Source organism: Paenarthrobacter nitroguajacolicus, from assembly GCF_029952445.1.
Lineage (GTDB): Bacteria > Actinomycetota > Actinomycetes > Actinomycetales > Micrococcaceae > Arthrobacter > Arthrobacter nitroguajacolicus_B.
In genome coordinates, this window is record NZ_JAQPPK010000022.1 from 22,716 (window position 1) to 49,443 (window position 26,728).

Below are 26,728 nucleotides of genomic sequence, written 5' to 3' on the forward strand. Positions count from 1 at the left end.
TATATGTTCGAATAGCATTGCGGCATGAACGATCTTCCCCAGCAGCCGGACGGTCTGGCCGGCCCCATGAAAGCCATGAGTCCCGGGGTGGTCGAGTTCCTCTTCAGGCAACTCGTGGCCGGAGAGCCTCCCGAAGACACGCAGTGGCGCAGCGAGGGCACGGTCCTCGCGGAGCAGGCTCCCGGCGCTGAATTGGCCCGGAGGTTGTCCGAAACCGATGTGGAATCGCTGACGCCACTGGAACTGTTCGAATACGTTCGGGCTTCCCAGCGGTTGGTTTCCTGGGCGGAGCAGCTCAAAGAACGCGCGGTGGGCCAGTACTGTTCAGGTCAGCGGGAGGGTTCTGACCAGCGCACTGGTTCGGCTAAATGAGGACCATCACGCGGTACCCATTCTTGTAACGAGGCCGTGACAGGGTAACGTTTTTCCTATGTCTGACGTTCGCGCGCCCATTCCCGCCCTTGGTACCCTGCTGACCGCCATGGTCACCCCGTTCACCGAGGACGGCAAGGTGGACTACGACCAAGCCGCAGCACTGGCAGAAAAGCTTGTCCAGGATGGCTGCGACGGCCTTGTGGTTACCGGTACCACCGGTGAGACGTCCACCCTGACCGATGACGAAAACCTAGGCATGTTCCGTGCGGTAAAAGAAGCCGTGGGTGGCAAGGCCGCCATTATTGCCGGCACCGGCACCAACGACACCGCCCACTCGGTCCACCTTTCCCAGCGGGCTGCCGAGCTGGGCGTCGATGGCCTCCTCATCGTCACCCCGTACTACAACAAGCCAAGCCAGGCCGGCGTTCGTGCGCACTTCGAAACCATTGCCTCCTCCACCGACCTGCCTGTGATGCTCTACGACATTCCGGGCCGTTCCTCCATCGCCATCGCGCCGGAAACCATGATCGAACTGGCCAAGCACCGGAACATCGTGGCCGTCAAGGACGCGAAGGCTGACTTCGCCGCCGCCACGCGCGTCATGGCTGAAACCGACCTCGTTTTCTACTCAGGCGATGATGGCCTGACCCTGCAGTGGATGGCACTCGGCGCCGTAGGCCTGGTGGGTGTCACCACCCATGTGGCCACGCGCCGGTTCCGCGAACTGATCGACGCCGTCAACAACAACGACCTCGCCACGGCGCGGTCCATCAACTTTGAATTGGAACCCGTGGTTCGTGGAACCATGACCCGGGTCCAGGGCGCAGTAGCCGCCAAGCAGATTCTCAAGTGGCAGGGAGTCCTGCCCAACTCGGTTGTCCGTTTGCCCCTCGTGGAGCCGGACGCGGCCGAGATCGAAATCATCCGCGGGGATTTGGCGGAAGCCGGAATGGACTTCAACGTCCAGGATGGTTCCGCCGGAAAGTAGCACAATATGACCCAAACCGCCCTTCCCGGACTGGTTACGCCGCCGAAACTGCCCAAAGGCACGCTGCGGATCGTTCCGCTTGGTGGACTGGGAGAGATCGGCCGTAACATGGCGGTCTTCGAAATCGACGGCAAGTTGCTCATTGTTGACTGCGGGGTGCTTTTTCCCGAGGAAACGCAACCCGGCGTGGACTTGATCCTGCCCGATTTCTCCTACATCGAGAACCGGCTCGATGACGTCGTCGGAGTGGTCCTCACCCACGGCCACGAGGACCACATTGGTGCGGTTCCGTACCTGCTGCGCCTCAAGGCCGACATTCCGCTGATCGGTTCGCAGCTGACGCTCGCGCTGGTGGAAGCGAAGCTGCAGGAACACCGGATCAAGCCGTACACGCTCACCGTCACCGAGGGCCAGGTGGAGCAGTTCGGTCCCTTCGAGTGCGAGTTCGTTGCGGTCAACCACTCCATCCCGGATGCCTTGGCCGTCTTTATCCGCACTGCGGGAGGCAACGTCCTGCACACCGGCGACTTCAAGATGGACCAGTTGCCCCTGGATGGCCGCATCACGGACCTCCGGCACTTCGCCCGCCTGGGCGAAGAAGGCGTGGACCTGTTCATGGCGGACTCCACCAACGCCGATGTCCCCGGGTTCACCACGGCCGAGAAGGAGATTGGTCCTACACTGGACCGGTTGTTCGGACAGGCAAAGAAGCGCATCATTGTGGCTTCCTTCTCCTCCCACGTGCACCGCGTCCAGCAGGTCCTCGACGCCGCCGCGAAGCATAACCGCAAGGTGGCCTTCGTAGGCCGCTCCATGGTCCGCAACATGGCCATTGCCGCCAAGCTGGGCTACCTGGACGTGCCCGAAGGCATCCTGGTGGACATCAAGAACATCGACAACATGCCAGATGACCGCGTGGTCCTCATGTCCACCGGGTCCCAAGGAGAGCCGATGGCGGCGCTGTCGCGCATGGCCAACGGCGACCACCGCGTCATTGTTGGCAAGGGTGACACCGTCATCCTGGCGTCCAGCCTTATCCCGGGCAACGAGAATGCCGTGTTCCGCATCATCAACGGACTCCTTAAGCTTGGCGCCTATGTCATCCACAAGGGCACCGCAAAGGTCCACGTTTCCGGCCACGCCGCAGCCGGGGAATTGCTGTACTGCTACAACATCCTCGAGCCGCTCAATGCCATGCCGGTCCACGGTGAAACGCGGCACCTGATCGCCAACGGCAACATTGCCCTTGAGTCAGGCGTGCCATCGGAAGGCATCATCCTCAGCGACAACGGTACGGTGATCGACCTCAAGGACCACGTGGCGAACATCGTGGGGCAAGTTGAGGTCGGCTTCGTCTACGTCGATGGCTCCAGCGTTGGCGAAATCACCGACGCCGACCTGAAGGACCGCCGCGTCCTGGGGGATGAAGGGTTCATTTCCGTCATCACGGTCATTAGCCGTGCCACCGGCAAGATCGTGTCCGGCCCGGAGATCCATGCCCGTGGCGTGGCCGAGGACGACTCAGTGTTCGACGAGATCATTCCCAAGATCAACGCGGCGCTCGAAGAGGCTGTGATGAATCACACAGACCACACCAACCACCAGTTGCAGCAAGTGGTGCGCCGGATTATCGGCACGTGGGTCAACCGCAAGCTCCGCCGCCGTCCCATGATCATTCCCGTGGTCCTGGAGGCGTAGCCTGGCAGCAACATGAATACCCAAGGGGGTCTGAAATCCGCGGATTTCAGACCCCCTTGGGGTACCGTGGCACGTATGGCGACCCGTACTACCTCCACGCCACGAGGCAGCTCCAGCAATAAATCCGGCGGCACAGGCCGGAGCGGAGCCGCATCCAAAACCAGCGCTGCAAGCAAAGCAAGCGCGGCAAGTAAAAGCGGACGGTCCAGCACTGCCCGCACCAGGCAAGCGGCCGCCGTTGAGCCCCAGGCTCCGTTACCGCTTCGCATGCTGTCCGGTGCCTGGCAGGGGATTGGGCACGTCGTTGGTGCCGGCGTCCGGCGCATCGGCCACGACGTCAGTGACCTGGACCCCGCAGACCGCCGTGACGGTGCAGCACTGTTCAACCTGGTGCTCGGCATCGCGATAGCTACCTTCGCCTGGTGGGGTCTCACAGGTTGGCTTCCGGACATCGTCTACAGCGTGGTCAACGGGACCTTCGGGTGGATGTCCCTGATCCTGCCCTTCATGCTTTTTGTCTGCGCGTTCCGCTTGTTCCGGAAGCCCCAGGACGGCCGTGGCAACAACCGCGTGGGCATCGGCTTCATGATCATGACCCTGGCCGGTTCCGGCCTGGCCCAGGTGATCGGCGGTATGCCCACGGTCGCAGATGGTTTCGACGGGCTGCGCCGGGCCGGCGGAATGCTGGGCTTCCTCGCCGCTGCACCGCTTGCCGCCATCCATGTGGCTGTTCCGGTCATCGTTTACAGCCTGTTGGCTTTCGTATCATTCCTGATCGTCACCGCCACTCCGTTCGGTGCGATTCCCGCCAGGATCCGGGGTGCCTACGAGCACCTCATGGGCGTGGACCTTATGGACGAAGCCGGCAAGGACGAACACGACCGCAGCTATCTGTATGGCGACGCCTCCGCGTCCGCGCCGAAAAAGAAGAAGCGCATGCGCCTCTTCGGCAAGGACGAAGAACCTGAAGCCGGCCTGGAGGGTTACGTCGGTGACGAGGCCTTTGAGCACGCAATTGTCGACGACGACGAAACTCCCGCTGCGTCCGCACCCCGCGTTCCGCCGGGCGTCCGGCGCCCCACTCAGGCCGAAATAGCGGTGGAGAAGATCAAGGCAGCCCAAGGGCTGGCGGGAGCAAACCCCGGCATAGAGAACCCCACCGAAGCCATTCCCGTGCTGACCCCGGAGATGACCGCCCCTGTGGCGGCCCAGGTGCCGGCGCGGCCTGCGACGCCCCCGCCGCCACCCACGCCGATTCCGCAGCGCACCGAACAGTTGTCACTGGCCGGCGACGTTACCTACACCCTGCCTGCCTCCGACTACCTGACGCCGGGTTCCATCCCGAAGGAGCGCACGGAAGCCAATGACGCCGTCGTCGCCGCCTTGACGGACACTCTGACACAGTTCAACGTCGACGCGGCTGTCACCGGTTTCAGCCGTGGTCCGACGGTGACCCGCTACGAAATCGAGTTGTCTCCCGGCACCAAGGTGGAGCGCGTCACGGCCCTTTCCAAGAACATTTCCTACGCCGTGGCTTCAAGCGACGTCCGTATCCTGAGCCCCATCCCGGGCAAGTCGGCCATCGGCATCGAGATCCCGAACACCGACCGCGAGACGGTCTCACTCGGCGATGTCCTCCGGAGCCAGAACGCCCGCCGGACGGACCACCCCATGGTCATGGGCGTTGGCAAGGATGTGGAGGGCGGCTACGTGGTGGCCAACCTCGCCAAGATGCCCCACCTTCTGGTTGCCGGTGCTACCGGTGCCGGTAAGTCGAGCTTCGTGAACTCCATGATCACCTCCATCCTCATGCGTGCCACGCCTGACGAGGTCCGCATGGTCATGGTGGACCCCAAACGCGTGGAACTGACGGCCTATGAGGGTGTCCCGCACCTCATCACACCCATCATCACCAACCCCAAGAAGGCAGCAGAGGCCCTCCAATGGGTGGTCCGGGAAATGGATGCCCGCTACGACGACCTCGCCAACTACGGCTACAAGCACATCGATGACTTCAACAAGGCGGTCCGGGCAGGAAAGGTAACTCCTCCCGTCGATTCCAAGCGGATCATCAAGGCCTACCCGTACCTGTTGGTGATCGTGGACGAACTCGCGGACCTCATGATGGTGGCCCCGCGTGACGTCGAAGACTCGATTGTCCGCATCACGCAGCTCGCGCGTGCCGCCGGTATCCACCTGGTGCTCGCCACGCAGCGCCCGTCCGTGGACGTCGTCACTGGCCTCATTAAGGCCAACGTGCCCTCCCGCATGGCGTTCGCTACGTCATCGGTGACCGACTCCCGCGTTGTCCTTGACCAGCCCGGCGCTGAGAAGCTCATTGGCCAAGGTGACGCGCTGTTCCTGCCCATGGGTGCCTCCAAAGCGATGCGCGTCCAGGGCGCCTGGGTTACAGAGTCAGAGATCCACAAGGTGGTGGAACACGTCAAGGGACAGCTGCAGGCCGTCTACCGCGACGACGTCGCCGCCGAGGCTCCCAAGAAGCAGATCGACGACGACATCGGAGACGACCTCGAGGTCCTGCTCCAGGCGACGGAACTGGTGGTCACCACGCAGTTCGGTTCGACGTCCATGCTCCAGCGCAAGCTCCGTGTTGGTTTTGCCAAGGCCGGGCGCCTCATGGACCTCTTGGAATCCCGCGGTGTGGTTGGTCCATCGGAAGGTTCCAAAGCCCGTGACGTCCTGGTGAAGCCGGATGACCTTGCTGCCGTTTTGGCTGCGATGAAGGGCCAGGAGTCGCCTGCGACCCCGGATGCCCACACGGCTGCCTTGAGCGAGAACGCAAACTCCAACATCGCCGTCGGCGGCTATGCGGAAGACCTGGTGCAGGCAGACCTGGACAACCGGACGCAGGCCATTGAGTACTTCGACGGCGCCGATGGTACCGATGGCGACGACGAGGGCGGCGAGGACGCCTGATCACTCACCGGGCGCTGACCCCCGAAGACGGTGGCCCCAAGACGGCGGCTCCAAAGACGGTAGCCCCAAAGACGGTAGCCTAGAGGGGTGACTACAGCCGAGGGTGATAACGCGACTTCCAGCAGTTCCGATGTCTGGAACCTGCCCAACATCCTCACGATGCTCCGCATCGTCCTGGTGCCCTTCTTCGTCTGGTTCTTAGTAGCGGATAACGGCGAGTTCGGGATCTGGCGGTGGGCTGCAGTAGTTGCCTTCGCTGTGGCCATCTATACGGACAAGCTCGACGGCGACATTGCCCGGGCGCGTGGCCTCATCACCAACTTCGGCAAGATTGCCGATCCCATCGCCGACAAGCTGCTCATCGGCTCAGCGCTGGTTCTGCTGTCCATTCTGGGGGAGCTGCCGTGGTGGGTCACCATCCTCATCCTTGTCCGTGAGTGGGGCATCACCGCGCTGCGCTTCGTCGTAATCCGTTACGGCGTCATGCCTGCCTCGCGTGGCGGCAAACTCAAGACCGTGGTTCAAACCGTGGCAATTTTCCTTTACATCCTGCCTTTGAAAGCGATCGCCCCGTGGCTGGGCGATGTCGCGTTCTGGGTGATGATGGTTGCCCTTGCCATCACCTTGTGGACCGGCGTCGAATATGTCATCCAGGCCATGCGGCTGCGCGCTGCGGGACGTCGCGCGTGATGGCCGGCGCTGCCGAAACAGCGACGACGGCGGTGGGAACCGCCGTCGGCAAGAACCTCACGGTGGCCACAGCCGAGTCCTTGACCGCAGGGCTGGTGGCGGCAACACTTGCCAACACTCCTGGCGCGTCCGCCATGCTGCAAGGCGGCGTCATTGCCTACCAGAACACGGTCAAGGTTGGCGTGCTGGGCGTCCCGGAAGAGCTCCTTGAGTCTGTGGGCTCGGTTGATGGAGGGGTCGCCGAGGCAATGGCCGACGGCGCGCGCCGGGCTTGTGCCGCCGACATCGGAATATCGACAACGGGCGTCGCCGGACCTGATCCGCATGACGGCAAGGACGTAGGCACCGTGTTCGTTGGGGTGGCATCCGGGCAGGGTGTTGCCTCGTTCCAGTACAGCTTTTCCGGCGACCGGCAGTCCATCCGGGAACAGGCCTGCGAAGCGGCTTTGGCGCGTCTGCTTGCCGCGTTGGACGAGGTTGGTTACCGTTCGTAAAGTAGTCGGGAACAAAAACTCATTGCCAATAGTTGTGTCATTGTGTCGCTTCGGAAGAGCCGGGGCGCCTAGGATGTAAAAACATACCCGGTCCGCCACCCAGCGAACCGGATCAACGAGGGAGCATGGCGATACAGATGGTAAAGCAGCCCGTATCCGTAAACGGCGTTGTCCGCTGGAAGGATGTGGGCTTGGCTAATCAGGCACAGAGCGAACAGAAGGAGCGCAAAATGGTTGTACTACGCCACGAGATCGGTGATGTACTGCGCGATGTCCGCCAGCGTCAGGGCCGTACCCTCCGCGAGGTTTCGCACAGCGCCCGCGTCTCACTTGGCTACTTGAGCGAAGTGGAACGTGGCCAGAAGGAGGCTTCTTCCGAGCTCCTGTCTTCTATCTGCACAGCCCTGGATGTTCCGTTGTCCCACATGCTTCGCGAAGTCAGCGACCGCGTGGCCGTCGCAGAAGGTGTTGCTGTCCCGGACACCGTTCCGCAGGAATTTTCACAGCGTTATGGCCGCGATCTGGACCTCACGGACGACTTCCCCCAGGGAATGCTCTCCGGAGCCCGGTAAACGGCCTCCAAGTGCCATTAGAAAGGTCCCCAGCCTCAGGCTGGGGACCTTTTTGCTTCCGGTGATCGTCCAGGTGTCCCGGGCGCCCGGTCACGTGCCCGTCGGGGTATCCGCTGCCTCGATTCCTGCTTCCTTGGGGCCGAGGTCTTTGAGCACGCCGTCACCGTAGATGGCATTCAGGCGTCCCATGTAGTCAGCCAACGTCTGGACATCCTCGAGGGGCCACTCGCCGAGCCGCTCGCGAAAAACCTGGCGCCGGGCATCCTGGACCAGATGCATCTTTTCCTCGCCCTTTTCCGTCAGGCGGATGGACTGGGCGCGGCCGTCCTGCGGATCAGCCTCCTTGTAGACCAGGCCGATGCTTTCCAGGAACGCGATCTGGCGGCTTACGGAAGGCTTGCCCACGCCAATGCAGGTGGCCAGGTCCGTCAGCCGGATGGGGCCTTCCCGGCGGATGACCGTGAGAAGGCCATAGGCTGCCGGTTCCATGTCCGGGTGGACCTGGCGGGATAACTGGTGGGAGATCGAACGGGCGCGGCGCCAGAGCAGGCTCAGCTGGTGTTCCACCTGCTGGAGGGCGTCGTCGACGTCGTCGCCCGGAACGGCCGCACCTGGCGCGCTCTGGAGAGGATTGCTCATGGCAACCATTCTAGAGTCCATGGCCATGAGAGACTCTATCCGTGAGGGCAAGTGACTTTTGGCGATTGATGGACGACGAATTCGGGGCAGGCTACTCCCGAGTCCTGGCCAACTCGCTGGTACTCGCCGGCGTGGGTGGCCGGACGGCCGTGGAAGCCCTGGCCGCTGGATACCATCCCCGCGAGGTATGGTTGGCCGTCTGCGAAGTCCAGGACGTTCCTCCCGAGCGAAGGCTGGGACGGGACATCAAGCCCGCCGCGAACTGAGCGGGCCTCCAGCTGGGATGGATCCAGCTGGGATGGACCGGGCGGGAGTGCGTCCGGCAGGAATGTGTCCTGCGGCGGGGACACGCCGCACCGTTTGTTCGAATATCTGTTCGGATGGGGATATGCTCCTTTGAGAGGAAAATTGATCCCGTAGGACGCATTCCAACAGCTTCCGGCAGCCAGGTTATCCACATAGCCGAAAGTCGGCATCTAAAAATGTCAGGCCGCCGTAATAGCGTCTGAGGTGACAGGAAAGCGGCCTATCGGGCCACTCCACAGCGAGAAAGCATCAGAGGTGTGAACCATGGCGGCAACCCCGGATCGTGAGAAGGCGCTCGAAGCAGCGCTTGCCCAGATCGACAAGCAGTTCGGCAAAGGCTCCATCATGCGCCTGGGTGATGACACCCGCGCACCCATCGAAGTCATTCCCACCGGTTCCATTGCGTTGGACGTGGCCCTTGGCATTGGCGGCCTGCCCCGCGGCCGCGTCGTGGAAATCTACGGTCCGGAGTCGTCGGGTAAGACCACCGTTGCGCTGCACGCCGTAGCCAACGCACAGCGGGCCGGCGGCATCGCTGCATTCATTGACGCCGAGCACGCGCTCGACCCCGACTACGCAGCCAAGCTGGGCGTGGACACCGATGCCCTCCTCGTTTCCCAGCCGGACACGGGCGAGCAAGCCTTGGAAATCATGGACATGCTGGTGGGCTCCGGCTCCCTGGACATCATCGTCATCGACTCCGTGGCCGCTTTGGTTCCCCGTGCGGAAATTGAAGGCGAGATGGGCGACTCCCACGTTGGCCTCCAGGCCCGTCTCATGAGCCAGGCGCTGCGTAAGATCACCGGTCGATTGAGCCAGACCAAGACCACCGCGATCTTCATCAACCAGTTGCGTGAGAAGATCGGCGTTTTCTTCGGATCGCCGGAAACCACCACCGGTGGTAAGGCGCTGAAGTTCTACGCTTCAGTCCGCATCGACGTTCGCCGTATCCAGACCCTGAAAGAGGGCGCGGACTCCGTTGGTAACCGCACCAAGGCCAAGATCGTCAAGAACAAGATGGCTCCGCCGTTCAAGATCGCTGAGTTCGACATCATCTATGGCCAGGGCATCTCCCGTGAGGGCGGCATCATCGACATGGGCGTTGAGCACGGCATCATCAAGAAGTCGGGTTCATGGTTCACGTACGACGGCGACCAGCTTGGCCAAGGTATGGAAAACTCCAGGCGATTCCTGCGGGACAACCCTGAGCTGGCCCAGGAACTGGAGCGCCTGATCAAGGAGAAGCTTGGCGTGGGCGTCAAGCCGGAGGAAGACTCCCCGAAGCTGAAGGCCGTTGACGGCTAGTACAGGGCCGGACCCGGAATCTGCCGTAGCTGCAGATTCCGAGCCCGACCCCGAATCCGTGGCGCGTGCCATCGTCCTTCGCCAGTTGACGATGGCGCCACGGAGCCGGCTGCAGCTGTCCCGCAAACTGGCGGAGCGGAACGTTCCCGAGGACGTCGCGGAAGCTGTACTGGACCGCTTCGAGGAAGTTCAGCTGATTGATGACGCTGAATTCGCCAGGATGTGGGTTCGCAGCCGTTCCCAGAGCAAGAAGCTGGCCAAAGGTGCACTGCGTCGCGAACTGGCGGACAAGGGCATTGTTCTTGAGACGGCCGAGGATGCACTGTCGCAGCTTAGTGATCAGGATGAAGAGTCAGCCGCGCGGGACCTTGTGCAGCGTAAGCTTCGTCCGGGCATGAACCTCTCGGATCGTTCTGAGCGTGAGAAGTACACGCGCAGGTTCGCGTCCATGTTGGCGCGGAAGGGCTACGCGCCCTCCGTGGCCTTCAGGATCGTCGGTGAGGTGTTGGCAGAAGCCGGTACCCTTGAGTAGTGAGTTTGACCATTCCTTCCCCCACAGCCGCCACCAGCCCTTCGGCTCAGCCCCGCACCTACCAGGTCCGGACTTTCGGCTGCCAGATGAACGTCCATGATTCAGAGCGCATGGCGGGCCTCCTGGAGGACGCCGGCTATGTGCCCGCCGAAGGCGACGTCGCCGACGTCGTCGTCTTCAACACGTGCGCCGTGCGGGAGAATGCGGACAACAAGCTTTACGGAAACCTTGGCCAACTGCGCCAGGTGAAAGAGGCCAACCCCGGCATGCAGATTGCCGTTGGCGGATGCCTGGCTCAAAAGGACCGCGAAACCATTGTCCGCAAGGCGCCGTGGGTAGACGCTGTCTTTGGCACGCACAACGTCGGAGCCCTGCCGGCACTCCTCAAACGCGCCCGGCACAACAATGAGGCCCAACTCGAGATTCTGGAGTCCCTGGACGTCTTCCCATCCACCCTCCCGACCAAGCGCGATTCCGTGTACTCGGGATGGGTCTCCATCTCAGTGGGATGCAACAACACCTGCACGTTCTGCATTGTTCCCTCGCTGCGCGGCAAGGAGAAGGACCGGCGCCCCGGTGAGATCCTGGCCGAAATCCAAGCGCTGGTTGATGACGGCGTAGTGGAAGTCACCTTGCTCGGGCAAAATGTGAACTCGTACGGGGTGGAATTTGGAGATCGCCAGGCCTTCTCCAAGCTGCTGCGTGCCTGCGGTGACATTGAGGGACTCGAACGCGTACGTTTTACCAGCCCCCATCCTGCCGCGTTCACCGATGACGTCATCGACGCCATGGCTGAAACCCATAACGTAATGCCTCAGCTCCACATGCCGTTGCAATCGGGATCCGACAAAGTCCTTAAGGATATGCGTCGCTCGTACCGTTCCAACCGCTTCCTGGGCATCCTCGACAAGGTGCGGGAGAGCATTCCGCACGCTGCCATCACCACGGACATCATCGTGGGCTTCCCGGGTGAGACCGAGGAGGATTTCCAGGCGACGTTGGACGTCGTGGAGAAGTCGCGGTTTTCCTCGGCCTTCACGTTCCAGTACTCCAAGCGTCCGGGAACCCCAGCCGCCGACTTGCCGGAGCAGCTGCCGAAAGCTGTGGTCCAGGAGCGCTTTGAGCGGCTCACGGCCCTGCAGGATCGCATCGCGGCAGAGGAAAATGCCGCGCAGCTTGGCCGCAAGGTCGAGGTCCTCGTGACTGCCCAGGCAGGGAGGAAGGCCGATGAAACCCACCGGCTTTCGGGGCGCTCAAAGGACCAGAGGCTTGTGCATTTCTCCGTTCCTGCCGGGGCTGAAACTCCGCGCCCCGGCGATTTCGTCACGGTGACCATCACTGAGGCTGCGGCTTTCCACTTGGTGGCTGACCCCGGCACAACCAGTGATTATGTGGTTCGCCGTTCGCGGGCGGGTGATGCGTGGGACCGCTCGCAGGCAGATTCCTGCGGAGTCCCAGGACCCGGCCCGGCGAACAGCAAGACTGGCGTTTCGTTGGGCATGCCGGCATTGCCGGTCCGCCGCGCGTAGCCCCGTCATCGCACACATGTCGAATTCCCATCCGGCACCGCCAGTCATTGCGGTGGTTGGGCCCACTGGTTCCGGCAAGTCGGATCTGGGCGTCAACCTTGCCTTGGCTCTTGGCGGGGAAGTCATCAATGCCGATGCGCTGCAGTTCTACCGCGGCATGGACATTGGGACTGCCAAGATCAGCTTGGAGGAGCGCAAAGGCGTTCCCCATCACCTCCTGGACACCCTGGACGTCACGCAGGAAGCAAGCGTGGCCGACTTCCAGGCCGAATGCCGTGCGGCCATCGAGGACGTCCACTCGCGGGGCAAGCGTGCCATCGTGGTAGGTGGATCCGGCTTGTATGTGCGCGCAGCCCTTGATGTCCTGGAGTTTCCGGGCACAGACCCCGGTTTGCGCCAGGAGCTCGAGGACGAATACGAGGCCAAGGGGCTGGCTCCGCTCCGGGCCCGCCTGGAACTGGTGGATCCAGTGTCGGCAGCCCGTCTCGGCGATGCCCGGCGGGTGATCAGGGCACTGGAGGTTCACGGACTGACAAGTCGCCCTTTCAGCTCCTTCATGCCCCAACGTGAGTACCACCAACCCGCAGTTCAGATCGGCTTGTCCGTGGATCGTGAAGAACTCAGGGAACGCCTCGGGCAACGGGTGCACCGCATGGTCGAGGCCGGGCTGGCCGAAGAGGTCCAGCGGCTCGACGCCCAGGGGCTGCGACACGGGAAAACGGCGTCGCGGGCTTTGGGATACGCCCAGTTCCTCAGGGTCCTGGATGGTGACATGGAGGTGTCCGCGGCCGCTGAGGAAACCATCGTGGCCACAAGGCAGTTCGCCCGCCGCCAGCTCACCTGGTTCCGCGCTGATCCCCGGATTTCCTGGCTGGACTGGAAGGACCCGGACTTGGTGTCCAAGGCTGTCGCAGTAGTCGGCGCGCAGGAGTAGCTCGGGCAATTTCGGGCCGAACACACGTGGAAGGTAGCCTAGGTTCCATGGATGAAACCGCCTCAGTCCCCACCCGCCAGCCCTCGGCTGCCGGCGCCGCCGAACCCACCTCGAGCCTTGCCGGATTGGCGTTCTCCAAAGGGCACGGGACCGGCAATGACTTCGTCCTGATCGCGGATCCCGGCGACGCCCACGAGATCACCGCCGAACAGGTAGCGCAATTGTGCGATCGCCACACGGGCATCGGCGGCGACGGCCTCATCCGTGCCGTTCCCTCACGCTTCCTCCCCGAAGGCCGGGCCCTGCTTGAACAGGATCCTGCTGCCGAATGGTTCATGGACTACCGCAACGGGGACGGCTCGTTGTCGGAGATGTGTGGCAATGGTGTCCGCGTCTTCGTCCACTTCCTCAACGAACAAGGGCTGGTGGACCTTGGACCTGGCCAGACCCTCACCATTGGTACACGCGGTGGCATCAAGAAGGTAGTCCGCACACTCAACGGTTATGCCGTGGACATGGGCCCGTGGGAGTTCATCTTCCCCGGGGAAGCCACCAGCAAAGCCATGGATGCCCTGGTCAGCGCCGACGGCCTGGAAGTGGCCCGGCCGGGCCTCTCGGTCAGTATGGGCAACCCACACACCGTGGTCGCCCTGGCCGAACTCAGCGAGCTTTCAGCCACCCAGCTGTTCAAGGCCCCGGTAGTTGATCCCAAACCAGCCAACGGCACCAACGTTGAATTCGTCGTTCCCGCCGAACCCTTGGTGGAAGACGGCGTGGGCACCATCACCATGCGCGTGCACGAACGGGGGGTAGGGGAGACCCAGTCCTGTGGTACAGGGGCCTGCGCAGCTGCCGTGGCAATCCGTCACTGGGCAGGCAGTACGGCCCCCAACGATTGGCACGTCAAGGTGCCGGGCGGCGTCGTCGGCGTGAAATTCTTCCCCGGTGCGGGCGGCCGCGAACACGTTGAGCTGAGCGGCCCGGCAGTCATCGTCGCTAACGGGACGCTTTCCTGACACGGATGATCCTGAAGGACTTCGAGGTGCTTTCGCGGGAGACGCTGAAGGAGTCGTCCAGCTCCGCGGCCAGCCACCGCTGCAGGGAATCCGAACCCAGGTTCTTCTGAACCACCAGCCAAGCGTTGCCACCTGGAGCCAATCGGGGCAGCCATGTCAGCAGCAGCGAGTGGAGTTCGTCCTTGCCGATCCGGATTGGCGGATTGGACCAGATGGTGTCGAACTCGACGGCGGGGTCCACCTCATCAGGGAGGCTGGCGGTCACGTTGTCCAAGCCAACGGCGGCCGCGTTCTCGTTGGTCAGGGTCACACAGCGTTCGTTGACATCGACGGCGTACACGCGGGCATGCGGGGCCATCAGGCCAAGGGTGAGCGCTATCGGACCCCAGCCGCAGCCGATGTCCAGCAGGTTCCCCCGGGGAGAGGGCGGCGGAACGTCCGAGAGCAGGATCGCGGTGCCCTTGTCCACGCCGTCGGGGCTGAAGATTCCTGAGGACGTCTGCAAGTGGCGTGTGGCCCCGGCAAGCTCCACCGTAAGTGGCTTGCGGGTGAACGGTCCGGCCGGCTGGGCGGTGAAATAGTGTGCAGACTCCATAATTTGCCAGATTAGTTGGCTATCGTCGCCTTGGGAAACCGTCGAGGCCCAGAGCCTGGTTTGACACGGCTGGTATCGTTGAGGTCATGTTCTTGATCTTTGAGTAATCGGCCGAACCTACGCCTGGACCCCAGGCGTTCCACGGCACCGCCCGCGATGCAGGCCCGGCTTGGCACACCCGCCCAGCACGAGGCCTTTCCGCCCGGCAGGTCCCACCGGCACATGTCAGCGCCGCCCGTGGCGATTGACGCTCAGAAGATCAAGCCCCAGCCATGAATCCAGGATCGTGTCATCATGCGAATCCTGATGGGGCGTCGCCATGACTTCCGACAGGCCAGGACCTCCCCGCGGATCCACCCGCCAGAGCACAGACGCCACAGCCAGCAGGCCAACGTCGTCCAGTACACAGGAGGCCACATTGGCCCAAGCCCGTCAGCCCAGCGCGAAGAGCGCCCCATCGAGCAACAAACAGCACTATTCTGGAATTGCCGAACAGTCTAAGGAGACCATGACCACCCAGAAGCACTCCGGATCCGATTCCGACGCCCAGGACATGAGTCCTGAACAAATCCAGGCCGTCATCGACCGGATACTTTCCAAGGATGTCCCTGCGCAGGCATCCGATGACAATGACGCCAACGGCGTGTTCGGCAAGGCACAGGCTATTTCAACCCTGGACCAAGAGCACAGCATCTACGACGGCGACCAGGAAGACCTGGCCGAGCGTCGCGCCCTGCGCCGGACCGCGGGATTGTCCACCGAACTTGAAGACGTCACAGAGGTTGAATACCGCCAGCTGCGCCTGGAACGGGTCGTCCTGGCCGGCCTCTGGACAGAAGGTACCCTCGCCGACGCCGAGAACTCCCTGCGGGAATTGGCCGCGCTTGCCGAGACCGCGGGTTCGGAAGTTCTGGACGGCCTGGTCCAGCGTCGCACGAAGCCGGACCCGGGAACGTTCCTCGGATCAGGCAAGGCCCAGGAGCTCAAGGACATCGTGGCCGCCACAGGTGCGGATACCGTCGTGGTGGACACAGAACTGGCTCCATCGCAGCGACGCGGCCTTGAAGACATTGTGAAGGTCAAGGTCGTTGACCGGACCACGCTCATCCTGGACATCTTCGCCCAGCATGCCAAGAGCCGTGAGGGCAAGGCCCAGGTCGAACTCGCCCAGTTGGAGTACCTGCTTCCGCGTCTGCGTGGTTGGGGTGACTCCATGTCACGCCAGGCCGGTGGCCAGGTGGGTGGGGCCGGCGCAGGCATGGGCTCGCGAGGTCCCGGTGAAACCAAGATCGAACTGGACCGCCGCCGGATCCGCACGCGCATGGCCAAACTGCGCCGTGAGATCGCCGCGATGAAGCCGGCCCGCGAGACCAAGCGGGCCAACCGCCGTCGTAATGCTGTTCCGTCTGTGGCGATTGCCGGGTACACCAACGCCGGAAAGTCGTCGCTCCTGAACCGCCTCACCGATGCTGGAGTCCTGGTGGAGAACGCACTGTTCGCCACGTTGGACCCCACTGTCCGCAAGGCGCAAACCCCCGACGGTATTGGCTACACGTTGGCCGACACCGTGGGATTTGTGCGCTCCCTGCCTACACAGTTGGTAGAGGCTTTCCGGTCGACGCTGGAAGAAGTGGCCGACGCCGACCTTATCCTGCACGTCGTTGACGCTTCGCACCCTGACCCCGAAGGCCAGATCGCCGCAGTCCGTGCTGTCTTTACGGAGGTGGATGCCCGCAAGGTTCCCGAGATCATTGTCCTGAACAAGGTTGATGTAGCGGATCCCTTCGTGGTGGAGCGCCTCAAGCAGAAGGAACCGCGGCACGCAGTGGTTTCCACCCGAACGGGCCAGGGAATTGCCGAGCTGCTCGAGGACATCAGCCGGTCCATCCCGCGCCCCGGCGTGCGGCTTGAGCTGCTGATTCCTTATGAACGCGGCGAATTGATCAGCAAACTGCACAGCTCCGATTCTGAGATCCTCAGCATCGATCACGAGGAAAACGGCACACGCGTAGTGGTCATGGTCCGTGAAGGACTGGCAGCCGAACTGGAGTCATTCGTCAGCAATGGTTGAGAAGGTGGCGGCGGACGCCGTAGGGTCGGTGGGGGAAAAGGCCACCCTCGAGTTGCTGGACCGGGCTGTGGCAGGCATGGGCGGCCAAAGCCGTGCCGGCCAGCATGAAATGGCCAAGCAGGTTACCCGGGCCATTGAGACCGGAGAACACCTGCTGGTCCAGGCGGGGACGGGAACAGGTAAGTCGCTGGCTTACCTAATTCCGTTGATCGCGCATTCCATGGACAGCAACAAGCCAACGCTCGTGTCCACCGCCACCTTGGCTCTCCAAACCCAGATTGTTGGCAGGGATCTTCCCCGGTTGCTGGAGACCATCAACCCGGCTCTTGAGCGACCGGTCAACGTGGCGCTCGTGAAGGGGCGGGCCAATTACGTCTGCCTGCAGAAACTTGAAGGCGGTTTTCCCAGCGAGGAGCCCTCCGAGGGGCAGCTGTTCTCCTTGGGTGAGGACACCAGCGTTCCCCACCTTGCGGCGTCCATGGGCGGACCACAATCGCAGCTCGGCAAGGAGGTTGTCCGCCTGCGTGAATGGGCTGAAAAGACGGCCACGGGAGACCGCGACGAACTAATGCCTGGCGTCACCGACCGTGCCTGGCGGCAGGTGTCAGTCACGTCCATGGAGTGCCTGGGGGCGCAGAAGTGTCCTGTAGCTGAGGAATGCTTCAGCGAATTGGCCCGTTCCCGCGCCGCCGAGGCCGACGTCGTGGTCACCAACCATGCAATGCTTGCTGTCAGTGCCTTTGAGGGACTGGCTGTCCTGCCCGAATACGACGTCGTGGTGGTGGACGAAGCCCACGAACTGCAGGATCGGGTGACAGGTGCGGTGTCGGGGCAGTTGTCAGTGGCCATGGTCCACGCGGCTGCATCAAGTGCACGGAAACATACGGCCATCACTGTCGATGCCCTCAACGCTGCCGCGGACCGCCTCGATATGGCCATCGCGGGTGTCCCGAACGGGCTGTTGCCCAACGGGCTCAACGACGAACAGCTCGACTGCCTGGACCAGCTGCGCGATGCTACCCGTGCTGCCCTCTCGGACTCGAAGACTGATTCCTCCAACGCCGCAGACGGCGGCAGGCAGCTGGCGCGCTCACGACTCATGCTCATCCTCGAGCTCTGCGAGCGGATGCTCGCTGCCAAGGAGAACCGGGAAGTAGTTTGGTTCTCACGAAACAGCACCTTTGATCCGCAACAGGGATATTCCCAACCCGACGAAACAGCGCCGGCGCTCATTAACATCGCGCCGCTGAGCGTAGCCGGCAGGTTGCGCGAGGGGTTGTTCGCCGGACACACCGTCGTACTGACCTCGGCTACGCTGGCCATCGGCTCTGCTTTTGAACCTGCCGCGGGAGGGCTTGGCCTGATTGGCGACGGCGCCCCCAGCTGGACAGGCATTGATGTCGGTTCACCTTTTGACTACCCCAAGCAGGGCGTGCTGTACGTAGCGAAGCACCTTCCCAAACCCGGCCGCGGCACGTCGCCGGAGGCCCTGGATGAGCTGGAGGACCTGATCAGGGCGTCGGGTGGGGGAGCGCTGTGCCTCTTCTCCTCACGGCGGGCTGCCGAAGAAGCAGCCGACGCCATGCGGCTCCGCCTGGATGTGGACATCCTGTGCCAAGGAGAATCCACCATGGCAGCCCTGGTCAAGCAGTTCGCGGATGAACCGGACACATGCCTCTTCGGGACCATGTCGCTGTGGCAGGGTGTGGATGTCCCGGGTGGCTCATGCCGATTGGTGGTTATTGACCGGATTCCCTTCCCGCGTCCCGATGATCCGCTGATGACAGCACGCTCCCGTGCCGTGGCGCAATCAGGCGGGAACGGCTTCATGGCTGTCTCCGCCACCCACGCGGCCATCAGGCTCGCTCAGGGTGCGGGACGCCTCATCCGTTCCACCGGGGACAAAGGCGTGGTGGCAGTTCTCGATTCACGCCTGTCGACGGAACGGTACGGCGGATTCCTGCGGGCCGCCCTGCCTCCCTTCTGGGCGACGACGGACCGTTCGGTGGTACGTGGGGTCCTGGAGCGCCTGGGGTCGGCCAGGAAGGCGTAACAGCGCTCGGGGAGGCTAGAGGGACCGGAGTACGGAAACAACCTTGCCCATGATGGTTGCCTGATCACCCAGGATGGGTTCGTACTGGGTGTTCTGGGGCAGCAGCCAGGTGTGGCCATCCCGTTGGCGGAAGGTTTTCACCGTGGCTTCGTCGTCCAGGAGAGCTGCGACGATGTCGCCGTTGATGGCATCGTTCTGGCGGCGGACAACCACCCAGTCGCCATCGCAAATGGCGGCATCAATCATGGAGTCGCCCGCGACCTTCAGCATGAAGAGCTCACCGTGCCCTACAAGCTGCCGGGGCAGGGGGAGTACATCCTCCACGGTCTGGTCGGCCAGGATGGGGCCACCTGCGGCGATGCGGCCGACCAGCGGGACCATGGCGGTATCGCTTGCGCTGGCCAGTTCAGTCACGGCCAGGCCTCCGGCGCTCCGCAGCGTCGCGGGGGCTTCGACGCCCGGGATGGGGCCACCATCAAGGGTCAACGGCATCAGTACTTCCATGGCACGGGGCCGCTTGGGGTCCCTGCGGAGGTAGCCGAGTTTTTCAAGCTGTGACAACTGGTGCGTAACGCTGGACAAGCTGGCCAGCCCCACGGTGTCGCCGATCTCGCGCATGCTGGGCGGGTAGCCGTTGTCATTGACGGACCTCTGGATGGTCTCCAGGATCTTTTTCTGACGCACGGTCAGGCTCTTGGGAGTCTTTTGAGGCTGTTGGCTCCGCAGGGGTGCCCCGCCGCCTGTGGCTTTCGCTGCCATGTTCGCCAATGCCTTTCCTTCCGCCCCGAAAAAGAGCCGGGGATGCAGGGTCCGCCTAAAATGTCAGACCCTCCTGTTCCACTGAAACAGTGCTGTTTCTTCACTCAAACGTAGGGCAGCCACAGGCGTTTATCAAACATTTGTTCTAGCGAGTCTCGACACCGTTCGTTGATAAGTGCTAAAAATGTCATAGCAAGGTTCGAATATGTGTTCTATAAACCTCGCGTTGACGCTGGATGTTCGAACAGGTTGTTCGAACATCCAGCGGATCCGGGAGAGGAACACAAAGAATTGGCAGCCCTGCTCCGGAACCTCCGGTGCAGGGCAATAGCTCAGAAGGGCTCAGCTCATGTCCGCAATCACTTCGTTCGCTGATTTCCGCACCACGCAAGCACCCGCCCGCTTGCGTCTCACCCGTCGGGGCCGGATGGTCTTTTTCGGTGTTCCGGCGATGCTCTTGGTGGCAGCCCTCCTCAGCCTGGCCGGGTTCATCACGTCCCCGGCAAAGGCCTCGGACTCCCAGGCGCAGTTGCAGCCGCCGGTTGCAGTGTCAGTGACCGTCCAGCCGGGCCAGTCCCTGTGGGGGATTGCCGGCGCGGCTGCTCCGGAACGGGACCCGCGGGACGTCATCGCCGAAATCATCCAGCTCAATGACCTCCGTGGAGGCCGCATTCTTCCGGGGCAGCAGCTGTTCGTTCCGGCCGACTAAGGCGACCGCCCATGACGGGAAGCCGCGCCCGGACGGCCGCGCGGACGTCACAGTTACTCCGCAGTCCCAGTGGCCCCTTAAACTGTTGTGGTGAGTGAGCAGCTTGAGCGACTTGACCGACTTCCCCTCCGGACCAACCTGCGTGGACTGAGCCCTTATGGCGCACCGCAGCTTGATGTCCCTGTTCTACTCAACGTCAACGAGAACACCCATGGCGTCCCTGCCGATGTCCAGGCGGCCATCACTGAGGCCGTGGCGGCTGCTGCCACAGGACTGAACCGCTACCCCGACCGCGAGTTCACCGATCTCCGTGAGGCCCTTGCGCAGTACCTTGGCCACGGTCTCTCCGCCGAGAACATCTGGGCTGCCAACGGATCCAACGAGGTCCTCCAGCAAATCCTCCAGGCGTTTGGCGGTCCGGGACGCAAGGCCCTTGGTTTCCCTCCCACATACTCGATGTACCCGTTGTTGGCCAGCGGAACCGATACCGAATACCTTCGCGGCGTCCGAGCCGATGACTACGGTCTGGATGCAGAGTCGGCCGCAGCGCAGGTTCGGGAAACCGGAGCCAACATCGTCTTCCTCTGCTCACCGAACAACCCCACAGGCACCGGCCTGGGCCTGGATGTGGTCGAGGCTGTGTATGAAGCCGGCGAAGCAAGCCAGGCAATCGTGATCGTGGACGAGGCCTACCACGAGTTCGCGCACGACAACACTCCGAGCGCTTTGACCCTCCTGCCCGGGCGCGAACGGTTGATCGTCTCGCGCACCATGAGCAAGGCATTCGCCCTGGCCGGTGCCCGGATCGGCTACATGGCTGCCGCCCCCGAGGTTACCGATGCCATCCGCCTGGTCCGCCTGCCGTACCACCTGTCCGCTGTCACCCAGGCGACCGCCCTGGCTGCGTTGACGCACCGTGAAGCCCTCATGGCCGACGTCGAAGACATCAAGGTCCAGCGCGACCGGATCGTCACCGAACTTCTCCGCATGGGGCTTAAGCCTGCAGCATCGGACTCCAACTATGTCTTCTTCGGTGGGCTCGAAAACCCGCACGTGATCTGGCAGGGCTTGCTCGATGCCGGTGTGCTGATCCGGGATGTCGGCATCCCTGGACACTTGCGGGTCACCGCCGGTACCGAGCCGGAAACCACTGCCTTCCTTGAGGCCTTGGAAGCACTCCTGGACGGTTCTGCTTCACAGCGCGCCTAAACTTGTCAATAGACCCAATCCATCCTCCCTGCATAAGGACGTCCCAATGAGCGAAACCGGCGCTACGCCGTCCGCTGCCCGCACTGCGCGCATGGAGCGCACCACCAGCGAATCCTCCGTGTTGGTGGAGATCAACCTGGACGGCTCCGGCGTTTCGGACATCAGCACCTCAGTGCCCTTCTACGACCACATGCTTACGGCGCTGTGCAAGCACTCGCTGATCGACATGACGGTCAAGGCAACCGGGGACACCCACATCGATGCGCACCACACGGTGGAAGATGTTGCCATCACCTTCGGGGAGGTCTTGCGGACAGCCTTGGGCGACAAGGCAGGCATCCGACGCTTCGGTGAAGCCACTGTCCCGCTGGACGAGGCCTTGGCGCATGCTGTGGTGGATGTTTCGGGCCGGCCTTACTTGGTCCACGGCGGTGAACCCGCCGGCCAGGAGTACCACCTGATTGGTGGGCACTTCACTGGCTCGCTGACCCGCCACGTTTTCGAGGCGATCACGTTGCACGCCGGAATCTGCCTGCACATGAACGTTCTCGCCGGCCGGGACCCGCACCACATCGTCGAGGCCCAGTTCAAGGCTTTCGCGCGCGCACTCCGTGCCGCCGTCGAGTCCGACCCGCGCGTTGAGGGAATTCCCTCCACCAAGGGGGCACTGTGAGCGGCCAGGTCCTGAAGAACGGGGCGGTCGTCGATGCTACGGCTTCAGTGAAGCCGGAGTCGCCCGAGGGCAAGCCCACCGTGACGGTGCTGGACTACGGATCCGGCAACGTCCGGTCCGCGGTCCGCGCGCTGGAGAGGGCAGGCGCCCACGTAGTGCTCAGCTCCAAGCCGGAGGACGTACTGAACGCCGACGGCCTGGTTGTTCCCGGCGTCGGCGCTTTCGAGACGGTGATGAAGGAACTCAAAGCTGTTGACGCCATCCGGATGATTGGACGCCGGGTTGCCGGTGGCCGCCCGGTGCTGGCCATCTGCGTCGGCCTCCAGGTGCTCTTCGAAGCTGGTGTCGAGCACGGTACCGAATCCGAGGGCATGGCCGAATGGCCCGGCAAAGTGGAACTCCTTCCTGCTCCCGTGGTGCCTCACATGGGATGGAACACAGTGGACGTACCTGAGGGTTCCAAACTCTTCGAGGGCGTCGAGCAGGAACGCTTCTATTTCGTGCACTCGTACGGTGTGCAGGAATGGAACTTCGACGTCGTGCAGCCCCGCATGGCACCCCCTATGGTCACGTGGTCCGAACATGGCGCACGCTTCATTGCCGCCGTGGAAAACGGACCCCTGTGCGCAACCCAGTTCCACCCGGAGAAATCCGGCGACGCCGGAGCCCGGCTCCTGCGCAACTGGGTGGACGGACTGCGGAAGCCTTCGACGGAAGCCTCCGGAAGCGGTGCGGCCTAGATGTGGTCGGTAGTCCTCATGGGCTTGGCCGGCGTCTTGGTTGGTGGGGGAATTTCCTTCCATCAGCAAAAGAAGCCGCGTTGGGTCTCCATTTCCTTTTATGTGCTGGCCGGGATGTCCCTGCTGGCTGCCTATCTCCTGACACTTCCCGGTAACTGAACCGCCGGTCCACAAGCCGGCGACCCCCAACACCAAGGACACTCATGACCACCTCCTCCCAGTCCGTTTTGGAACTCCTGCCTGCCGTCGACATCGTTGACGGCCAGGCAGTGCGCCTCCTGCAAGGAGAGGCGGGCTCGGAAACCAGCTACGGAACGCCCCTCGAGGCAGCCTTGAACTGGCAGAACGACGGGGCTGAATGGGTTCATATGGTTGACCTGGACGCTGCCTTCGGCCGTGGCAACAACGCAGCCCTCATCAGCGAGGTCGTGTCGCAGCTCAAGGTCAAGGTAGAGCTGTCCGGCGGCCTGCGGGACGACGAATCCCTGGAGCGGGCCCTCGAGTTGGGTGTTGCCCGGGTGAACCTTGGTACTGCGGCGTTGGAAAACCCCGAGTGGACCAAGCGTGCAATCGAACGTTTTGGTGACAAGATCGCCGTCGGCCTTGATGTTCGAGGCACCACCCTTGCCGGCCGTGGCTGGACCAAGGAGGGCGGCGACCTTTGGGAGGTTTTGGCCCGGCTTGAGGACGCAGGATGCGCCCGCTATGTGGTGACGGACGTGACCAAGGACGGCACGCTGCAGGGTCCCAACGTGGAACTGCTGCGCAGCATGGTTGAGAAGACCGGCAAGCCCGTGGTGGCTTCCGGTGGCATCTCCAGCCTGGAGGACCTCAAAGTCCTGCGCGAGCTCGTGCCGCTGGGTGTTGAGGGTGCGATTGTTGGCAAGGCCTTGTACGCCGGAGCCTTCACCTTGCCTGAAGCCCTGGACGTGGCCGGCCGCCGCTGATGGGCCGCCACTCAGCCCACCAGCCCGAAGAGGCGGGGATGCACCATGCGGAGAAGCGTGAACTGCCTGGCCATATCGCCGCAGCATTGGCAGGTGCCGGGGGAGCAGCGGATTCCGCGGGCCAGCCCTGGGCCGGCAGAAGCCTCGCCGGTGACGACGCCAGGATCCATAATTTCGAGGATGACGACGGAACTGCCGACGCCGGGTATCTCGCCGCCGTGGCGGCGCTGGTCGACGGAAGCGGTAGTGAGGCCGACGTTGTGGCTTCGCTGGCGACGGCACGGGTCTTTGTTCCTGTAGTTGCCCAGCTTGCCGAGGAAGCCGAGGGCGTCGACGGCCTGCACGCCGACAAGCAGGCCGATATGGCATTGGTCACACTCAAGGCTCCCGATGGCCGTACGGCGATGCCGGTGTTCACCTCCTCGGCGGCCTTGGAGGCATGGCACCCCCAAGCCCGCCCTGTGGCTGTCTACGCCGCGCGGGCGGCACTTTCGGCGGTGTCCGAAGGCGCCCAGCTACTGGTGTTGGACCCAGGCTCAGACTTTGCCTTCGTCGTGCGGCGTCCCGCCCTCTGGGCCCTTGCGCAGCAGAAGGACTGGACGCCGTCATACCTTGATGATCAACTGGAGACTGCTCTCGTTTCGACGGTTTCAGCCTTCACCGCAGTCCGACGCCTTGAGACACAGGCCGGCGGCGGCGTTGCCTCGCTCACCGCTGGTGGACAGCAGGTGGCCGGAGGCGGCCCAGGTCCGGAACTGCGCGTGGTGCTCTTCCTTGAGGACGGACTCGACGCCGAAGCGGTGCAGACGCTTGTCGCCCAACTGAACGACACGTGGGCACGCATGGATTCCTTTGCCGAAGGCGTCGATTCCATGGAAGTAAAACTGCAGCGCGCAGCACAGGAGCCAGCGCCGCACTAATGGCAGGTCCGTTTCCCCGGGGCTGCCCGGGGAAATGAGGATTGAGCCAGTGAACTTCGCTCTCTACAAAGAGATGCTGTCAATACGCCCTGTCCGGCGGTTGCTGGTTGTTGGGATGATTGCCCGAATCCCGCATTCGGCCGCGGGGGTGCTCCTTACCCTTCATATTGTCCTGACGCTTGGCCAAGGCTACGCCGCTGCCGGCGCGGCAGCCGCAGTGATGACCATCGGCATCGCCCTGGGCGCTCCGTGGCGCGGCCGCCGGGTGGACATGGTGGGACTGCGCAAGGCCCTGATCCCGTCGGTTGTCTCCGAAACCGTCATATGGTCGATCGTGCCGCACGTTTCCTATCAATGGCTGCTGCCGCTGGTCTTTATCGGCGGACTCTTCACGCTGCCGATCTTCAGTGTTGTCCGCCAGTCGTTGGGCGTCATGGTGGACGGGGAGCAGCGCCGTTCGGCGTTTGCCTTGGACTCCATTGCCACTGAGCTTGTGTTCATGATTGGCCCGGCGGTCGGCGCCGTGGTCGCGACAAGCGGCTACTCGGCTTTAGGCCTCACCGCCGTGGGGATCTCCGTGTCCGTGGCCGGACTTTTCCTCATGTGGTTCAACCCGCCTACCCGCTCCGAAGTGGCCTGCACGCCCGAGGAATCGGCTGACAGGGAGTCGGACGAGATTGCCGCTGCCGAGGCGGCGATGGTGGCGTCCGCTCCTGCGCACGTCCAGGAAGCTGCCTCCGAGATGGGATCGGCGAACTCGCGCACCGCAGCCCTCAGGAACCGGGTGGCCAGGAACTTCACCTGGTTCACTGTTTCCGTGGCCGCACTCTTCGTAGTAGCCGCGGGCTCCGGCATGGTGCTCAGCGGCTCCGACGTCAGCATAGTTGGGCTGCTGGAACGCGGCGGGCACCAGAATCAGATCGGAATTGTGTTCTTTTTCTGGTGTGCCGCGTCTGTTGTCGGTGGCCTCATTTACGGTTCAATGAAGCGGTCTATCTCACCGATGCTTCTTTTGCTGGGCATGGCTGCCCTGACCATTCCGATGGGCTTTGCCCAGGACACCTGGACCTTGGCGTTCCTCTCGCTCCTGCCGGGCCTGTTGTGCGCGCCGGTCCTATCGGCGTCCTCCGAGAAGGTGGCGGACCTGGTGGAAGAGGAGCGCCGCGGGGAGGCCATGGGCTGGTACGGATCCGCCCTGACGGCCGGCGTAGCTTTGGGCGCGCCCCTTGCCGGGGTCTTCATCGACACCGTTGGTCCGTCGGGCGGCTTTGCGGCGGTCGGCATCGCCGGCGTGGCGCTGTGCGCCACCGGCTTGGTCCTCATGTCCATCCGCCGCAGGGCAGCCAGGATCTGAGCGGGCGGAAAGCCAACAGACGACGACGGCGGGCCGACCACTGAAGGTCGGTCCGCCGTCGTCGTCTGTTGAGGCAGTTTGGGGCTAGTTAATTTGGGGCTAGTTAACCGGTCCCGTGAACTTTTCGCCGGGTCCCTTGCCGGGGGCGTCCGGAATGATGGATGCCTCGCGGAAGGCCAACTGCAGGGAGCGCAGGCCGTCGCGCAACGGTCCGGCGTGCTGCGAACCGATTTCGGGGGCGGCAGCGGAAACCAGTCCGGCGAGGGCGGTGATCAACTTGCGGGCTTCGTCGAGGTCCTTGAGGTCCTCGGCGTTGGGGTCGTCGGCAAGCCCCACCTTGACGGCTGCGGCACTCATGAGGTGCACGGCGCCGGTAGTGATGACTTCCACGGCCGGAACTTCGGCGATGTCGCGGATCTGCTGGGAGACCCCGGCGTCACCGGCGGGGGCGTCTCCGCCGAAGGAGTTGCGGGAATTGCTGTCTTCAGTGCTCATACTGGTAAGCTTGTCACAGACCGACTGGAAGTCGTTATTCACGGATCGTATCCACAGTCAACAGTCCCGCCGCCCGCAATGTGCGCTTGGCGGGTTGTTTCTGTAGAATTGACTTTCAGTTTGCAAGCGGAGTTCTCTCCCACCCGCGTCAGCCGTTTCCCTCCGGGGACAGGATCCCCTTTGAGGGA

26 protein-coding genes are annotated in these 26,728 nt (G+C 63.2%); 22 read left to right on the forward strand and 4 right to left on the reverse strand.

All coding sequences use genetic code 11. The features are described 5' to 3' along the window. Positions 1 to 24: 24 nt before the first annotated feature. The 7 genes from PJL15_RS16085 (at position 25) to PJL15_RS16115 (ending at position 7,754) form a co-directional block, all read left to right on the forward strand. A complete protein-coding gene (locus tag PJL15_RS16085) occupies positions 25 to 372 on the forward strand; it encodes a hypothetical protein (RefSeq protein ID WP_281452147.1) in 348 nt (115 codons plus the stop codon). A gap of 58 nt (positions 373 to 430) precedes the next feature. Beyond that, positions 431 to 1,363 (forward strand): 4-hydroxy-tetrahydrodipicolinate synthase, encoded by a 933-nt coding sequence (dapA, locus tag PJL15_RS16090; protein WP_281452148.1) that lies wholly within the window; start codon positions 431 to 433, stop codon positions 1,361 to 1,363. Between the two features lie 6 nt (positions 1,364 to 1,369). Beyond that, complete coding sequence (locus PJL15_RS16095) at positions 1,370 to 3,061, forward strand: ribonuclease J (protein WP_281452149.1); 1,692 nt, start codon at positions 1,370 to 1,372, stop codon at positions 3,059 to 3,061. A 12-nt stretch (positions 3,062 to 3,073) separates the two neighbouring features. Continuing rightward, positions 3,074 to 5,998, forward strand: coding sequence for a DNA translocase FtsK (locus PJL15_RS16100; RefSeq protein WP_432443828.1), 2,925 nt, complete (start codon positions 3,074 to 3,076; stop codon positions 5,996 to 5,998). Between the two features lie 87 nt (positions 5,999 to 6,085). Beyond that, the gene (gene pgsA / locus PJL15_RS16105; RefSeq protein WP_281452151.1) at positions 6,086 to 6,688 is read left to right on the forward strand and encodes a CDP-diacylglycerol--glycerol-3-phosphate 3-phosphatidyltransferase; all 603 of its coding nucleotides are present in this window, start codon (positions 6,086 to 6,088) and stop codon (positions 6,686 to 6,688) included. Then, a complete protein-coding gene (locus tag PJL15_RS16110) occupies positions 6,688 to 7,182 on the forward strand; it encodes a CinA family protein (RefSeq protein WP_281452199.1) in 495 nt (164 codons plus the stop codon). Before pgsA ends, PJL15_RS16110 begins: the two co-directional genes overlap by 1 nt. A 137-nt stretch (positions 7,183 to 7,319) precedes the next feature. Then, positions 7,320 to 7,754 (forward strand): helix-turn-helix domain-containing protein, encoded by a 435-nt coding sequence (locus tag PJL15_RS16115; RefSeq protein WP_281452200.1) that lies wholly within the window; start codon positions 7,320 to 7,322, stop codon positions 7,752 to 7,754. Between the two features lie 90 nt (positions 7,755 to 7,844). Here PJL15_RS16115 and PJL15_RS16120 read toward each other — a convergent pair whose 3' ends face one another. Beyond that, entirely contained in the window at positions 7,845 to 8,393 is a 549-nt protein-coding gene (locus PJL15_RS16120; protein ID WP_281452152.1) for a MarR family winged helix-turn-helix transcriptional regulator, read from the reverse strand. Between the two features lie 41 nt (positions 8,394 to 8,434). Between PJL15_RS16120 and PJL15_RS16125 the strand changes: the two genes are divergently transcribed. The 6 genes from PJL15_RS16125 to dapF all read left to right on the forward strand — a co-directional run bounded on the left by PJL15_RS16125 (position 8,435) and on the right by dapF (position 14,015). Then, complete coding sequence (locus tag PJL15_RS16125; RefSeq protein ID WP_432443829.1) at positions 8,435 to 8,659, forward strand: DUF3046 domain-containing protein; 225 nt, start codon at positions 8,435 to 8,437, stop codon at positions 8,657 to 8,659. A gap of 304 nt (positions 8,660 to 8,963) precedes the next feature. Next, complete coding sequence (gene recA, locus PJL15_RS16130) at positions 8,964 to 10,004, forward strand: recombinase RecA (protein ID WP_018779075.1); 1,041 nt, start codon at positions 8,964 to 8,966, stop codon at positions 10,002 to 10,004. Next, complete coding sequence (locus PJL15_RS16135; RefSeq protein WP_281452153.1) at positions 9,994 to 10,536, forward strand: regulatory protein RecX; 543 nt, start codon at positions 9,994 to 9,996, stop codon at positions 10,534 to 10,536. The genes recA and PJL15_RS16135 overlap by 11 nt, the downstream gene beginning before the upstream one ends. Then, positions 10,536 to 12,065 (forward strand): tRNA (N6-isopentenyl adenosine(37)-C2)-methylthiotransferase MiaB, encoded by a 1,530-nt coding sequence (gene miaB, locus PJL15_RS16140; RefSeq protein ID WP_281452154.1) that lies wholly within the window; start codon positions 10,536 to 10,538, stop codon positions 12,063 to 12,065. The genes PJL15_RS16135 and miaB overlap by 1 nt, the downstream gene beginning before the upstream one ends. Before the next feature lie 16 nt (positions 12,066 to 12,081). After that, complete coding sequence (gene miaA, locus PJL15_RS16145; RefSeq protein WP_281452155.1) at positions 12,082 to 12,999, forward strand: tRNA (adenosine(37)-N6)-dimethylallyltransferase MiaA; 918 nt, start codon at positions 12,082 to 12,084, stop codon at positions 12,997 to 12,999. A 47-nt stretch (positions 13,000 to 13,046) separates the two neighbouring features. Next, positions 13,047 to 14,015 (forward strand): diaminopimelate epimerase, encoded by a 969-nt coding sequence (gene dapF, locus PJL15_RS16150; RefSeq protein WP_281452156.1) that lies wholly within the window; start codon positions 13,047 to 13,049, stop codon positions 14,013 to 14,015. Here dapF and PJL15_RS16155 read toward each other — a convergent pair. Continuing rightward, positions 13,996 to 14,610, reverse strand: coding sequence for a class I SAM-dependent methyltransferase (locus PJL15_RS16155; protein ID WP_281452157.1), 615 nt, complete (start codon positions 14,608 to 14,610; stop codon positions 13,996 to 13,998). The two genes, dapF and PJL15_RS16155, sit on opposite strands and share 20 nt — an antisense overlap. 508 nt (positions 14,611 to 15,118) lie before the next feature. Here PJL15_RS16155 and hflX point away from each other — a divergent pair. After that, the gene (gene hflX / locus PJL15_RS16160; RefSeq protein ID WP_281452158.1) at positions 15,119 to 16,681 is read left to right on the forward strand and encodes a GTPase HflX; all 1,563 of its coding nucleotides are present in this window, start codon (positions 15,119 to 15,121) and stop codon (positions 16,679 to 16,681) included. Next, positions 16,674 to 18,734, forward strand: coding sequence for an ATP-dependent DNA helicase (locus PJL15_RS16165; RefSeq protein ID WP_281452159.1), 2,061 nt, complete (start codon positions 16,674 to 16,676; stop codon positions 18,732 to 18,734). The genes hflX and PJL15_RS16165 overlap by 8 nt, the downstream gene beginning before the upstream one ends. Positions 18,735 to 18,749: 15 nt before the next feature. Here the strand turns inward: PJL15_RS16165 and lexA are convergent, their stop codons facing one another. Then, positions 18,750 to 19,493: a transcriptional repressor LexA gene (gene lexA, locus PJL15_RS16170; protein ID WP_281452160.1), complete on the reverse strand. Its 744-nt coding sequence runs from the start codon at positions 19,491 to 19,493 to the stop codon at positions 18,750 to 18,752. 349 nt (positions 19,494 to 19,842) lie between these two features. On the opposite strand from lexA, the gene PJL15_RS16175 reads away from it, so the two are divergent. From PJL15_RS16175 to PJL15_RS16205, 7 genes are all read left to right on the forward strand, one after another. Then, a complete protein-coding gene (locus PJL15_RS16175) occupies positions 19,843 to 20,202 on the forward strand; it encodes a LysM peptidoglycan-binding domain-containing protein (RefSeq protein ID WP_281452161.1) in 360 nt (119 codons plus the stop codon). A gap of 90 nt (positions 20,203 to 20,292) precedes the next feature. After that, entirely contained in the window at positions 20,293 to 21,411 is a 1,119-nt protein-coding gene (locus tag PJL15_RS16180; protein WP_281452162.1) for a histidinol-phosphate transaminase, read from the forward strand. 46 nt (positions 21,412 to 21,457) lie between these two features. Next, entirely contained in the window at positions 21,458 to 22,084 is a 627-nt protein-coding gene (gene hisB / locus PJL15_RS16185; protein ID WP_281452163.1) for an imidazoleglycerol-phosphate dehydratase HisB, read from the forward strand. Further along, the gene (gene hisH, locus PJL15_RS16190) at positions 22,081 to 22,824 is read left to right on the forward strand and encodes an imidazole glycerol phosphate synthase subunit HisH (protein WP_281452164.1); all 744 of its coding nucleotides are present in this window, start codon (positions 22,081 to 22,083) and stop codon (positions 22,822 to 22,824) included. The genes hisB and hisH overlap by 4 nt, the downstream gene beginning before the upstream one ends. Positions 22,825 to 23,027: 203 nt before the next feature. Beyond that, positions 23,028 to 23,771 carry a bifunctional 1-(5-phosphoribosyl)-5-((5-phosphoribosylamino)methylideneamino)imidazole-4-carboxamide isomerase/phosphoribosylanthranilate isomerase PriA gene (priA, locus tag PJL15_RS16195; protein ID WP_281452165.1) on the forward strand — a complete coding sequence of 248 codons (744 nt, stop codon included), beginning with the start codon at positions 23,028 to 23,030 and terminating at the stop codon, positions 23,769 to 23,771. Positions 23,772 to 23,809: 38 nt separating this feature from the next. After that, positions 23,810 to 24,691 (forward strand): SseB family protein, encoded by an 882-nt coding sequence (locus PJL15_RS16200; protein ID WP_281452166.1) that lies wholly within the window; start codon positions 23,810 to 23,812, stop codon positions 24,689 to 24,691. 49 nt (positions 24,692 to 24,740) lie between these two features. Next, the gene (locus tag PJL15_RS16205) at positions 24,741 to 26,045 is read left to right on the forward strand and encodes an MFS transporter (RefSeq protein ID WP_281452167.1); all 1,305 of its coding nucleotides are present in this window, start codon (positions 24,741 to 24,743) and stop codon (positions 26,043 to 26,045) included. 99 nt (positions 26,046 to 26,144) lie between these two features. Here PJL15_RS16205 and PJL15_RS16210 read toward each other — a convergent pair whose 3' ends face one another. Further along, complete coding sequence (locus tag PJL15_RS16210) at positions 26,145 to 26,540, reverse strand: DUF1844 domain-containing protein (protein WP_281452168.1); 396 nt, start codon at positions 26,538 to 26,540, stop codon at positions 26,145 to 26,147. Positions 26,541 to 26,728 lie beyond the last annotated feature (188 nt).

Coding starts and splice junctions, on each gene's coding strand:
- PJL15_RS16085 (WP_281452147.1), top strand. CDS start 25: ATGAACGATCTTCCCCAGCAGCCGGACGGTCTGGCCGGCCCCATGAAA.
- dapA (WP_281452148.1), top strand. CDS start 431: ATGTCTGACGTTCGCGCGCCCATTCCCGCCCTTGGTACCCTGCTGACC.
- PJL15_RS16095 (WP_281452149.1), top strand. CDS start 1,370: ATGACCCAAACCGCCCTTCCCGGACTGGTTACGCCGCCGAAACTGCCC.
- PJL15_RS16100 (WP_432443828.1), top strand. CDS start 3,074: ATGAATACCCAAGGGGGTCTGAAATCCGCGGATTTCAGACCCCCTTGG.
- PJL15_RS16110 (WP_281452199.1), top strand. CDS start 6,688: ATGGCCGGCGCTGCCGAAACAGCGACGACGGCGGTGGGAACCGCCGTC.
- PJL15_RS16115 (WP_281452200.1), top strand. CDS start 7,320: ATGGTAAAGCAGCCCGTATCCGTAAACGGCGTTGTCCGCTGGAAGGAT.
- PJL15_RS16120 (WP_281452152.1), bottom strand. CDS start 8,393: ATGAGCAATCCTCTCCAGAGCGCGCCAGGTGCGGCCGTTCCGGGCGAC.
- recA (WP_018779075.1), top strand. CDS start 8,964: ATGGCGGCAACCCCGGATCGTGAGAAGGCGCTCGAAGCAGCGCTTGCC.
- miaA (WP_281452155.1), top strand. CDS start 12,082: ATGTCGAATTCCCATCCGGCACCGCCAGTCATTGCGGTGGTTGGGCCC.
- dapF (WP_281452156.1), top strand. CDS start 13,047: ATGGATGAAACCGCCTCAGTCCCCACCCGCCAGCCCTCGGCTGCCGGC.
- PJL15_RS16155 (WP_281452157.1), bottom strand. CDS start 14,610: ATGGAGTCTGCACACTATTTCACCGCCCAGCCGGCCGGACCGTTCACC.
- hflX (WP_281452158.1), top strand. CDS start 15,119: ATGACCACCCAGAAGCACTCCGGATCCGATTCCGACGCCCAGGACATG.
- PJL15_RS16165 (WP_281452159.1), top strand. CDS start 16,674: ATGGTTGAGAAGGTGGCGGCGGACGCCGTAGGGTCGGTGGGGGAAAAG.
- lexA (WP_281452160.1), bottom strand. CDS start 19,493: ATGGCAGCGAAAGCCACAGGCGGCGGGGCACCCCTGCGGAGCCAACAG.
- PJL15_RS16175 (WP_281452161.1), top strand. CDS start 19,843: ATGTCCGCAATCACTTCGTTCGCTGATTTCCGCACCACGCAAGCACCC.
- hisB (WP_281452163.1), top strand. CDS start 21,458: ATGAGCGAAACCGGCGCTACGCCGTCCGCTGCCCGCACTGCGCGCATG.
- priA (WP_281452165.1), top strand. CDS start 23,028: ATGACCACCTCCTCCCAGTCCGTTTTGGAACTCCTGCCTGCCGTCGAC.
- PJL15_RS16200 (WP_281452166.1), top strand. CDS start 23,810: ATGCACCATGCGGAGAAGCGTGAACTGCCTGGCCATATCGCCGCAGCA.
- PJL15_RS16210 (WP_281452168.1), bottom strand. CDS start 26,540: ATGAGCACTGAAGACAGCAATTCCCGCAACTCCTTCGGCGGAGACGCC.